The 11813-nt window shown below is 45.9% G+C and carries 12 protein-coding genes; 11 read left to right on the top strand and 1 reads right to left on the bottom strand.

The genetic code is table 11. The features are described from left to right. Positions 1-1001 precede the first annotated feature (1001 nt). The 11 genes from rpmH (at position 1002) to ACK1LH_RS20970 (ending at position 11082) form a co-directional block, all read left to right on the top strand. Entirely contained in the window at positions 1002-1136 is a 135-nt protein-coding gene (gene rpmH, locus ACK1LH_RS21020) for a 50S ribosomal protein L34 (RefSeq protein ID WP_029282916.1), read from the top strand. A 166-nt stretch (positions 1137-1302) separates the two neighbouring features. Then, on the top strand, positions 1303-1677 hold the full coding sequence (gene rnpA, locus ACK1LH_RS21015) for a ribonuclease P protein component (RefSeq protein WP_029282918.1): 375 nt from the start codon (positions 1303-1305) through the stop codon (positions 1675-1677). Positions 1678-1784: 107 nt separating this feature from the next. After that, the gene (gene spoIIIJ, locus ACK1LH_RS21010) at positions 1785-2561 is read left to right on the top strand and encodes a YidC family membrane integrase SpoIIIJ (protein ID WP_029282919.1); all 777 of its coding nucleotides are present in this window, start codon (positions 1785-1787) and stop codon (positions 2559-2561) included. Continuing rightward, positions 2558-3178 (top strand): RNA-binding cell elongation regulator Jag/EloR, encoded by a 621-nt coding sequence (gene jag, locus ACK1LH_RS21005; RefSeq protein ID WP_029282921.1) that lies wholly within the window; start codon positions 2558-2560, stop codon positions 3176-3178. The genes spoIIIJ and jag overlap by 4 nt, the downstream gene beginning before the upstream one ends. A gap of 259 nt (positions 3179-3437) precedes the next feature. Beyond that, the gene (mnmE, locus tag ACK1LH_RS21000; RefSeq protein WP_029282923.1) at positions 3438-4823 is read left to right on the top strand and encodes a tRNA uridine-5-carboxymethylaminomethyl(34) synthesis GTPase MnmE; all 1386 of its coding nucleotides are present in this window, start codon (positions 3438-3440) and stop codon (positions 4821-4823) included. 65 nt (positions 4824-4888) lie between these two features. Next, positions 4889-6778: a tRNA uridine-5-carboxymethylaminomethyl(34) synthesis enzyme MnmG gene (gene mnmG / locus ACK1LH_RS20995; protein WP_029282925.1), complete on the top strand. Its 1890-nt coding sequence runs from the start codon at positions 4889-4891 to the stop codon at positions 6776-6778. Positions 6779-6811: 33 nt separating this feature from the next. Next, a complete protein-coding gene (gene rsmG, locus ACK1LH_RS20990) occupies positions 6812-7528 on the top strand; it encodes a 16S rRNA (guanine(527)-N(7))-methyltransferase RsmG (RefSeq protein ID WP_029282927.1) in 717 nt (238 codons plus the stop codon). A gap of 129 nt (positions 7529-7657) precedes the next feature. Next, positions 7658-8524: a nucleoid occlusion protein gene (noc, locus tag ACK1LH_RS20985; protein WP_029282930.1), complete on the top strand. Its 867-nt coding sequence runs from the start codon at positions 7658-7660 to the stop codon at positions 8522-8524. Positions 8525-8699: 175 nt separating this feature from the next. After that, on the top strand, positions 8700-9461 hold the full coding sequence (locus ACK1LH_RS20980) for a ParA family protein (protein WP_029282932.1): 762 nt from the start codon (positions 8700-8702) through the stop codon (positions 9459-9461). Continuing rightward, positions 9454-10308, top strand: a complete 855-nt coding sequence (locus tag ACK1LH_RS20975) for a ParB/RepB/Spo0J family partition protein (RefSeq protein ID WP_029282933.1) — start codon at positions 9454-9456, stop codon at positions 10306-10308. Before ACK1LH_RS20980 ends, ACK1LH_RS20975 begins: the two co-directional genes overlap by 8 nt. 72 nt (positions 10309-10380) lie before the next feature. Next, positions 10381-11082: a DUF554 domain-containing protein gene (locus ACK1LH_RS20970; RefSeq protein WP_411334248.1), complete on the top strand. Its 702-nt coding sequence runs from the start codon at positions 10381-10383 to the stop codon at positions 11080-11082. Between the two features lie 2 nt (positions 11083-11084). Here ACK1LH_RS20970 and yyaC read toward each other — a convergent pair whose 3' ends face one another. Beyond that, positions 11085-11708: a spore protease YyaC gene (gene yyaC, locus ACK1LH_RS20965; protein WP_029282937.1), complete on the bottom strand. Its 624-nt coding sequence runs from the start codon at positions 11706-11708 to the stop codon at positions 11085-11087. Positions 11709-11813 lie beyond the last annotated feature (105 nt).

Genomic DNA, 11813 nt, shown 5'->3' with positions numbered 1-11813 from the left:
ATGAGGCATCTCCCTCCTTCTTAGAAAAGTAACGTGTATATGTTTTGTACAACCATTCATAGGCGTGCGAATAAATATACAAAAGGACAAAATGTGCATAAATATATAATATAGTAGAAAAACATCTTTTCGACATAAACCTTCACGTGTGGACAAGTTTTTTAACAGGGTGTTTATAATCTTTCCACATGTTATCCACAATGTGTGGATAATTGATTTTATACCGTTTGATATTCAGAGTGAAAACACAAATATAATATCAAATTAAACGAAGCGGCGCAATGCTTTTGAAAAACTTATCCACATACCTCCTTTCCTGTTGAGAAAAATTGTCCACATCTGTTTGTTCTGTGAGAAACCTGTCGATAACGGGTGTGGATAAAAAATATTGTCGAAAAAATTGTGCACAGGTCGGTAAACGAGGGAGAAATTGGACAGGCTGCAGAAGGTGTTTCAGTTCTAATCTGAATTTGCTTATGCCTTTATGGTTTTTGAATTTGAACAGAGCTGCAATCCAGTGGACTGCAGCGGAAGAAACTTGACTCCTGCGGGATGAAGAGGGCACGGAAGATCCCGCAAGCGCAGCGAGGAAGCTTCCGGTCCTCCCCGCGGAAAGCAAGTTTCTGGAGCGGAAGGAAACGGTTAGCCGGACGGAATGTAAGTTGTCGAAGTTGAATCTGAAGGGAACAGTTTGTCATGAGGGAAGGAAAGTTTTACTTACATAAACAATTCTTCAGTGGACTGAAGTGGAAGGCACTTGACTCCTGCGGGATGAAGAGGGCACGGGAGACCCCGCAAGCGAAGCGAGGAGGCTCCCGGCGCTCCCCGCGGAAAGCAAGTGACTGGAGCGAAAGGGAACGGGTAGAAACAGCAAATGAAAAAACGAGAACGAAAAACCGCAGATCGAAATCTTTTTTGACAGATGGTTGACAATTCGAGGGGTCACTCTCTATAATTAGAAAGACTGTCTTTAACAGCTATTCCTCAGGGAGGTGTCTATAATGAAAAGAACGTATCAGCCAAACAACCGCAAACACAGCAAAGTTCACGGTTTCCGCGCTCGCATGAGCTCAAAGAACGGACGTAAAGTGCTAGCAGCACGTCGTCGCAAAGGAAGAAAAGTATTATCAGCATAGGCCACTGAAAACTATCAGTGGTCTTTTTTACATGGCCCAATCCTTCAAACAGATTGGGCCATGTTTTTAGGAAAACAGCTGTTTAAATAGATTCTTTTAAAGAAATAATGATGGCAGAGCTTTCAGCAGGCTAAAGGAACGTCAGGGAAGGATCCGGAGTGAGGGCATGAAAAAGAAAAACCGCATTAAAAAAAACGAAGACTTCCAAAAAGTATTCAAGCAGGGCAAGTCGATGGCAAACAGACAATTTGTGATCTACATGCTGAATCAGCCTGAAGAAAAGGAATTCCGCTTAGGCCTGTCAGTCAGCAAAAAGATAGGAAATGCCGTAACCAGAAACAGGGTAAAGCGTCTCGTCCGCCAAGTATTCCTTGAAGAAAAAGACAGCTTGAAAACAGGCATGGACTACATTGTCATTGCCAGAAAACCTGCGTCTGAAATGGACTATCATGAAGTGAAAAGCAGTCTTTTGCACCTTTTCAGAAAAACGAAAATCCTAAAGCCCGGCGTTCGCCGTGAAAGCGCCATAAAAAATACATAGAAATGTTTAGAACAAATTTCGATTTCTTATCTAAAGATGTTAGAATATAGGTTGGATACGCCGGCAAAAAATGCCCGGTTCAGTTAGATTGTTAGGAGGAATACCGGTTGAAAAGGAGAATATTGTTAGTGCTTGGCTTAGTGAGCATGGTGATGCTTCTTGCAGGATGTACAGAAGTCAATCAGCCAATCACAGAAGAAAGCCAGGGGTTCTGGAACCAATACATTGTCTATCCGTTGTCATGGCTTATCATATATTTCGCAGAATTAACGGGTGAAAATTATGGAATCTCCATTGTCATCGTAACGCTTATTATCCGCTTTGCCATTCTGCCGCTGATGATCAAGCAGATCAAAAACTCCAAAGCGATGCAGGAACTGCAGCCTGAAATGCAGAAGCTGCGTGAAAAGTACAGCTCGAAAGATCAGAAAACACAGCAGAAGCTTCAGCAGGAAACAATGGCTCTTTTCCAGAAGAATAAGGTAAATCCTCTTGCAGGATGTTTTCCTTTACTTGTGCAGATGCCGATTCTTATCGGATTCTATCATGCCATCATGAGAACAGAAGCAATTGCCGATCACAACTTCCTGTGGTTTGACCTTGGTGCACGTGATCCATTATTCCTTCTGCCGGTCATTGCAGGTATCACAACTTTCATTCAGCAGAAATTAACGATGGCAGGAACAGCAAGTCAAAATCCGCAAATGGCCATGCTTCTTTATATCATGCCAATTATGATCGTCATCTTTGCTGTCAGCTTCCCTGCTGCACTTTCCTTGTACTGGGTTGTAGGTAACCTGTTCATGATCGTGCAGACAATGATCATCTACGGACCTGATATTAAAAAGAATGCCCTTTTGAAATCGGGAGGAAAGAAAAAGTGAGAGAAATAACTGCTGAGGGACTTAGCGTCAAAGAAGCAGTACAATCCGCTTTAAAAGAGCTTCATGCAACTGAAAATGAAGTAGAAATCACCGTGATTGATGAAGGCAAAAAAGGTTTTTTGGGCCTGTTCGGTTCAAAGCCTGCAAGGGTGAAAGCCGTTAAACGGCCGAATCCCGCAGAAGAAGCGCATCGCTTTTTAATGGATGTTGTCAGAAACATGGGCGTGGACGCCACTGTCGAAATGAAGCAGGACGGGAAAAATGTGACGTTTCAAATTGAAGGAGAGAAAGTGGCTCTTTTAATCGGAAAACGCGGACAAACCCTCAATTCCCTGCAGTATTTAACGCAGCTTGCGGCAAACCGCCATGCCAATCACTATCTGAACATTACCGTTGATGCGGAAAACTACAGATCCCGCCGCAAAGAGACCCTGATTCAGCTCGCTCATAAGCTTGCCCATCAGGCGATCCGGACGAGGAAAGAGGTTCCGCTCGAGCCGATGCCTTCCTATGAACGAAAGATTATCCATGCTGCACTGGTCAGCCAGCAGCATAAGATCAAAACCTACTCTGTAGGGGAAGAACCGCACCGTCATTTAGTGATTGCGCCTAAATAGAAAAACCCCGCTGATAGTCAGTCAGCGGGGTTTTTTCTGTCCCCGGGAGGACTTAGATGAAGCGGGATTGGAAATATTGTTATTAACATGTGGATAAGTTAAAATAATAGGTAGCTGAATGTGCGGAAAATCAGACTGTGGATAAATTGAACTTTTTTCCTTTCAAATAAGAAACAACTGTGATATCTTATAAATTTGACTGCGTATTTAATAGAACATGCCATTATAGATTAATTTTGAAAGAAGCGGGGTGAAACGCATGGATTTCGATACGATTGCGGCGATATCCACACCGATGGGAGAGGGAGCGATCGCCATTGTCAGACTGAGCGGCGATGAAGCCATCGCGGTTGCTGACAGGCTTTACTCAGGACCTTCCGGAAAAAGACTGCGTGACGTTGAGAGTCATACCATACATTATGGACATATAAAGGACCCTGATACAGGCCAGATCGTAGAAGAAGTGATGGTGTCTGTATTAAAAGGACCAAAAACATTCACTAGAGAAGATATTGTTGAAATCAACTGCCACGGCGGTATTGTTACGGTTAACCGTGTGCTGCAGCTTGCCCTGAACGGAGGAGCCAGACTTGCAGATCCTGGTGAGTTTACAAAACGTGCGTTTTTGAACGGAAGAATTGACCTGTCCCAGGCTGAAGCGGTAATGGACTTGATCCGTGCTAAAACGGACAGAGCGATGAACGTAGCGCTTGGCCAGATGGAAGGAAGACTTTCCAAGCTGATTCAAAAGCTGCGCCAGGAAATACTTGAGACACTGGCACACGTTGAAGTGAACATCGATTATCCTGAATACGATGACGTTGAAGAAATGACGCACAATGTGCTCGTTGAAAAAGCGACGTATGTGAAGCAGGAAATTGAAAAGCTGCTCCAGACTTCCCAGCAGGGGAAAATTTTACGGGAAGGCCTTTCGACTGTTATCGTAGGCCGTCCGAATGTAGGAAAATCCTCGCTGCTTAACAGCCTGATCCATGAAAACAAAGCGATTGTCACAGATATTCCGGGAACGACGCGCGACGTGATTGAGGAGTACGTGAATGTAAGGGGCGTGCCTCTCAGGCTGGTCGATACGGCGGGAATCCGCGAGACGGAAGACATCGTAGAGCGGATCGGCGTTGAAAAATCCAGACAGGTGCTTAAAAAGGCTGACCTCATTCTGCTCGTCATGAACTTCAGCGAAGCTCTTTCACAAGAAGATGAACAGCTGTTTGAAGCCGTCAGCGGGATGGATGTCATCGTCATTGTCAATAAAACAGATCTGCCGCAGCAGATTGATTTGGACCGGGTAAAAGAGCTTGCCGGAAACTCGCCGGTCGTCACGACGTCACTGCTCGAAGAACAGGGCATTGACCAGCTTGAAGAATCCATTAGTTCCCTCTTTTTCGAAGGGGCAGTCGGTCCAACAGATTTAACCTATGTTTCAAACACAAGACATATTGCACTGCTGTCGCAGGCAAAACGGTCAATCGAAGATGCTCTTGAAGCCATTGATGCAGGCGTTCCGATTGATATCGTTCAAATTGATCTGACGCGCACATGGGAGCTTCTCGGGGAAATCATCGGGGATGCTGTTCACGAAAGCCTGATTGATCAGCTGTTTGCCCAGTTCTGTCTCGGAAAATAAGCTCCGCGATTATAAGTTTTGCGATTGCGCTTTTTATAAATGAATTTTTTAAAGGAGGAACTGCCGTGGGATATCACGCAGGTGATTATGATGTTGTTGTCGTAGGCGCCGGCCATGCAGGAGTTGAGGCTGCTCTCGCTTCTGCAAGAATGGGTGCCAAAACGCTGTGTCTGACGATCAATCTCGATATGGTCGCGTTTATGCCGTGCAATCCGTCTGTTGGCGGGCCGGCCAAAGGAATTGTTGTCCGCGAAATCGATGCTTTGGGCGGAGAAATGGCAAAAAACATCGATAAAACACATATTCAAATGAGAATGCTGAATACAGGAAAAGGACCGGCTGTCAGAGCGCTTCGTGCCCAGGCAGACAAGTTCACGTATCAGCATGAAATGAAAAAAACGATGGAAAACGAACGGAATTTGACGATGCTTCAAGGTATGGTCGAGCGTCTGATCATGGAAGACGGCGAATGCCGCGGGGTCATCACGCAGACTGGTGCAGAATACCGCGCCAAAACGGTTGTGTTGACAACAGGCACATTCCTTAGAGGCGAAATCATTCTCGGAGAGCTTAAATACTCAAGCGGCCCGAACAATCAGCAGCCTTCTATTCAGCTGTCTGAGCACCTTCAGGAAATCGGCCTTGATATGGTCCGTTTTAAAACAGGCACGCCACCGCGGGTCAACAGCCACTCCATCGATTACAGCAAAACAGAGATTCAGCCTGGAGACGACGTACCCCGAGCTTTTTCCTATGAAACGACAAAATACATCACAGACCAGCTTCCTTGCTGGCTTACTTATACAAGTGAAGAAACGCACCGGATTATCGACGACAATCTGCACCGTTCGCCGATGTATTCAGGCATGATCAAAGGAACGGGTCCGCGCTACTGCCCGTCCATCGAGGATAAAGTGGTGCGCTTCAACGATAAGCCGCGCCATCAGATTTTCCTTGAGCCTGAAGGCAGAAACACTCAGGAAGTGTACGTGCAGGGACTTTCAACAAGCCTTCCTGAAGATGTGCAAAGACGCATTCTTTCATCCATCCCTGGTCTTGAAAAGGTAGAAATGATGCGCGCCGGCTATGCAATTGAGTACGATTCAATCGTTCCGACGCAGCTGTGGCCGACGCTTGAAACGAAAAAGGTGCCGGGACTTTTCACTGCAGGACAGATCAACGGCACATCCGGCTACGAGGAAGCTGCCGGACAAGGACTGATGGCCGGAATCAACGCTGCCAGCAAAGCCCTTGGCAAAGAAGAGGTCATTCTGAGCCGTTCGGACGCTTATATCGGCGTTCTGATTGATGACCTTGTCACAAAAGGCACGAATGAGCCGTATCGTTTATTGACCTCAAGAGCTGAGTACCGTCTCTTGTTAAGACATGACAATGCGGACCTGCGCCTTACAGAAACCGGCCATAAAATCGGTCTGATCAAAGAAGAGCGCTATCAGTCGTTCCTTCTGAAAAAAGACGAGATTGAAAAAGAGAAGAAACGCTTAAGCACCGTGATCATCAAGCCGAATCAGCAAACTCAGGACGTCATCAGACAGGCTGGCGGAAGCGAGCTGAAAGACGGCATCCGTGCTGCCGATCTTCTCAAAAGACCGGAAATGAACTACGATCATATTCACGCGCTTGTTCCGGCAGATGAAATTATTTCCGGAGAAATAGCCGAACAGGTTGAAATTCAAATCAAGTATGAAGGCTATATCGAGAAATCCCTTCAGCAGGTTGAAAAGCTCAAGAAAATGGAAAACAAAAAAATTCCTGAAAACATCGATTATGACGCGATTTCAGGGATTGCATCAGAAGCGCGCCAGAAGCTGAAAGAGGTCAGACCGCTTTCAATGGCACAGGCTTCGCGGATCTCAGGGGTAAATCCTGCGGATATTTCCATTCTTCTTGTTTATTTAGAGCAGGGCAAAATAGCCAGAGTGGCGAACGAATAGCATGCGATTTCAAGCATCAGAAAGGTTTTGACTATGGACATTTCGTTATTTAAGGCAAGTCTCGAAGAAAAAGGAATCACCCTGACAGACACGCAGCTTCAGCAGTTTGAGACATACTATGATCTGCTTGTAGAGTGGAATGAAAAAATGAACCTGACTTCGATTACGGAAAAAAAGGAAGTCTATTTAAAGCATTTTTACGACTCCATTTCCGCTGCTTTTTATTTTGACTTTACAAAGCCGCTTTCCATATGTGATGTAGGGGCAGGCGCCGGTTTTCCGAGCCTGCCGATCAAAATTTGCTTTCCGCACCTGAACGTCTCGATTGTGGACAGCCTGAATAAACGCATCACGTTTCTCGATCATCTCTCAAAATCTCTGAATCTGTCCGGTGTATCCCTTTATCACGACAGAGCCGAAACATTCGGCAAAAAGAAAGAACACAGAGAGTCATATGACGTTGTGACAGCGAGAGCGGTAGCGCGCCTTTCCGTATTAAGCGAGCTTTGCCTCCCGCTTGTCAAGCCGGGCGGACATTTTGTTGCGATGAAGGCAGCAAGTGCGGAGGATGAGCTTTTAACTGCAAGAAAAGCCATCATCACCCTCGGCGGAAAAACAGAAAATAAATATGCTTTTGAGCTGCCTCTTGAAGAAAGTGAGCGCTCAATCATCGTCATCCATAAGCAAAAACCGACACCTGCAAAATATCCGCGAAAACCGGGTACACCGAATAAACTTCCTCTTGAGTAGACAGGCTCGCCTGAAGACAGCGGGTTCTTCAGTGCAGCGAATCAGGAGGAAAGTTTGAATTGCATGCAGGAAAAAAGAGACTTGAAAGAGAAATAATATGATGGCAGTTTCTAAAGGTGGTGTAGGCTCATGAAGCATCCATTCTCTCGTTTTTTCGGCTTGGGAGAAAAAGAAGATACAGCAGAAAAAACAGCAGGAATAGATACAGAAGAAATTGATGATTCAGTATATGATGAGGTAAAGAAGATTCCGGTAGCGGACATCGTCCCGAACCGTTTCCAGCCGCGTACTGTATTTGCTGATGAAAAAATTGAGGAACTCTCTCTTACCATACACACACACGGCATCATTCAGCCGATTGTTGTGCGCCAGGCAGACGGCAACTATGAAATTATTGCCGGGGAAAGAAGATTCAGAGCTGTTCAAAAACTTGGCTGGGAAACCATTCCCGCCATCATCAAGGATTTCAACGATACGGAAACGGCATCTGTAGCGCTGATTGAAAATCTTCAGCGGGAGGAACTTTCTGCCATTGAAGAGGCCGTTGCCTATGCAAAGCTGCTCGAGCTTCACAATCTGACGCAGGAAGCCCTTGCACAGAGACTGGGAAAAGGACAGTCTACTGTAGCGAATAAGCTCAGGCTGCTGAAACTTCCTGATGAAGTGCAGCAGGCGCTGCTTCAGAAGAAGATCACAGAAAGGCATGCCAGAGCGCTCATTCCTCTTAAGAAACCTGAACCTCAAATCCTTTTGCTCACGGAAATTATGGAAAAGCAGCTTAATGTGAAGCAGACAGAGGACCGTGTCGTGAAAATGCTCGAAAAAACGGCGCCGAAAGCAAAAGCGAAACGAAAAGCGTTCAGCCGTGATACGCGCATCGCCATGAACACAATCCGCCAGTCGCTCTCAATGGTTGCAGACACAGGCGTCAAAATCAATGCCGAAGAAGAAGAGTTTGAAGAATACATTCAATTCACTATAAAAATCCCGAAATAAGCTCTCCTGCGTCCATTGCAGGCGGGCTTTTCTTTTGCGGACAGGACCTGATAAAACAAGGTTTACGGCCTATTGGCGCATTTTTTCAAATTCCTAAAAAGTTCAAACTATTGTCCATATTTCATGATAGAATAAAGAGATGATAGAGTTCATGTCTAGTGAATGAGGTGACACTGTGGGGAAAATTCTTGCCATTGCGAACCAGAAAGGCGGAGTCGGCAAAACAACAACTTCCGTAAATCTTGGCGCTTGCCTGGCTTATATTGGAAAACGGGTTTTGCTCGTTGATGTTGACCCACAAGGAAATGCGACAAGCGGTATTGGAATTGAAAAAGCAGATGTTGAACTATGTGTTTATGATATTTTAGTAGATGATGCAGATGTAGTAGATGTCATAAAGCCGACTGCTGTCGAAAATCTGGACGTTATTCCGGCCACGATCCAATTAGCGGGTGCCGAAATTGAACTTGTCCCGACCATTTCCAGGGAAGTCCGTCTGAAACGTGCGCTTGAAAAAGTAAAACATAACTATGATTATATGATTATTGATTGTCCGCCTTCTCTCGGGCTTCTGACAATCAACGCTCTGACGGCCTCTGATGCCGTCCTCATCCCTGTGCAATGCGAATATTATGCTCTTGAAGGGCTGAGCCAGCTTTTAAACACAGTAAGGCTTGTCCAAAAACATTTGAATACCGATTTAATGATTGAAGGCGTGCTTCTGACAATGCTTGATGCCAGGACCAACTTAGGCATACAGGTCATTGAAGAGGTGAAGAAGTATTTCCGCGATAAAGTTTACAGAACGATTATTCCGCGGAACGTGCGTTTAAGTGAAGCACCAAGTCACGGAAAGCCGATTATCATTTACGACCCGCGATCAAGAGGCGCAGATGTATATTTAGAATTGGCAAAGGAAGTGGTAGTGAATGGCTAAAGGGTTAGGAAAAGGACTTAACGCTTTTTTTACGAATATAGAAGCCGGCAAAGATGAATCTTATCAGGAAATCAAACTGAAGGATTTGCGTCCCAATCCCTATCAGCCCCGAAAAACATTTGCACCCGGTGCGATTGAAGAACTGAAGGAGTCCATCCTTCAGCATGGCATTCTCCAGCCGATTGTTGTGAGAAAAAGTATAAAGGGCTATGAAATTGTTGTCGGTGAAAGAAGGTACCGTGCGGCGAAAGAAGCGGAACTAGAGGTTATGCCCGCTGTTGTGAGAGAGCTGACCGAGCAGCAGATGATGGAGCTTGCTCTCCTTGAAAATCTTCAGCGTGAAGATCTGTCTCCGATTGAAGAGGCAGCTGCGTATCAGTCCCTGCTTGACCACCTGCACATTACGCAGGAGGAACTCGCCAGGCGGCTCGGCAAAAGCAGACCTCACATTGCCAATCATTTGAGGCTCCTTTCCCTTCCGTCAGCTATTCAGCAGCATATATCCGACGGTAAGCTCTCAATGGGTCACGGCAGAACGCTGCTTGGACTGAAAAACAAAGAGAAAGTGAAGCCTCTCGCTGAAAAAATCATGAAGGAACAGCTGAATGTCCGTCAGGTGGAACTTCTGGTGCAGCAGCTGAACGAGAACGTTCCACGTGAAACGAAAAAGAAGGCTGTCAGCAAAGATGTGTTTATTAAAGAGAGAGAATCCTACTTGCGGGAGTATTTCGGCACATCTGTCACCATCAGGCAGCAAAAGAAAAAAGGCAAAATTGAAATTGAATTTTTCTCAAAGGAAGATCTCGAGAGAATTCTGGAATTGCTTGAAGCGGAGCAATCATCTTAGGAAGCCATCTTGCCCATAAGGCGGCTTCTTTTGCTTTGGCTGACATACATAGAGCTAACGGAGTGATATAAAGTGGTTTTAACAGGAAGTTTGGTTAACGCAGCAGGTATTGTCGCAGGGGCCCTGTTAGGTCTTCTGCTGAGGAAAATACCTGAGACGATGAAACAGACCGTCATGGCTGGGATCGGTCTGTTTGTAATGGTATTAGGTCTTGATATGGCGCTTGAGAGCAAGCAGCTTTTCATTGTGATCATCAGCCTCGTGCTTGGAGCCGTCATTGGGGAAGCGATTAATATTGAGCAAATGCTTCACCGGGTCGGACGCCTGCTTGAACGGAAATTCAGCAGGGATCAGTCCGGAAATTTTGCGCAGGGCTTTGTGTCAGCCACACTTATTTTCGTTATCGGCGCAATGGCGATTGTCGGATCGCTTGACAGCGGTCTTAGACAGGACCATGACATTCTGTATACGAAATCCATGATCGACGGCTTTACGAGCATGGTCCTTTCAAGCACGCTTGGTATCGGCGTGCTGTTTTCGGCCGTGCCGGTCTTTTTGTATGAAGGCGGCATTGCCGTATTTGCCAATGTGATTCATCAGTATATTCCTAAGAGTTTGCTTGATGATCTTATTTCAGAAATTACAGCTGTAGGCGGCATCCTGATATTTGCTATTGGCTTGAACATGCTCTCGATTAAAGCGATCCGCGTGGCAAATCTCCTTCCGAGTCTTGCTGTCGTTGCTGTGATCATCACTGTGATGAAACTTGTATAATCTTATTGTATAGACCTGCTGGCATCCTTGACCTGGTTCAGCCAGGAGGTTTTTTTCTTTGGCGGCGCCGCGTTCATTTCGCGGTCAATGGATGCAATGCTGTCTGCAATAATCGAGGCCATCGACATTACAAGATGCAGCCTTGTGTTTTGAAGGACAAAAAACTCCATAAATCCGCTCACATTGACAATGCCGTTAATGTGGATGTCTCCAACTTCAGGGAGAACCTTGTTGACGCCTGCGCCCGGCTTGATCGGGCCAGCCCCAACCTGAAACGTCCCGACGCTTTTCAACCTGCCGAGGCATGCATCCACAGCCAAGATAAACGGCTTGTGGAAGACACGTTCAATCGCCTCGATGGTTTCTTCTAAATTAACCGCATGGACAGGGTTTGCCAATGTCCCGTATATATGAAAATGGCGCAGCCCTGCTTCCTTCAGTTTTGTTCCGACTAAAGGCCCCAGGGAATCGCCTGTTGAACGGTCTGTTCCGATGCACAGCACGACAACCGGTTTCCGGACAGAATGAAGGAGTTTCAGTTCAGCTGACAGCTGCTCGGCCGCATGTTCATCTTCATAATGGATACGGTCACGCGACGGTTTTAAAAAGCCAGGTTTAAAATTCATCCTTTCACTCCCTCATTTTAGTAGTATCAGTATACGGAAGAATTCAGAATTCTATACATGATTACGTGATTGCGGGAGTTTTAGCTCAGGACTGTCATTTCCTAT

It is taken from the genome of Metabacillus indicus, assembly GCF_046603695.1.
GTDB classification, from domain to species: Bacteria; Bacillota; Bacilli; order Bacillales; family Bacillaceae; genus Bacillus_P; species Bacillus_P indicus.
The sequence above is the reverse complement of the archived record's forward strand: the minus strand, read 5'-3'. Positions and strand labels throughout refer to the sequence as shown.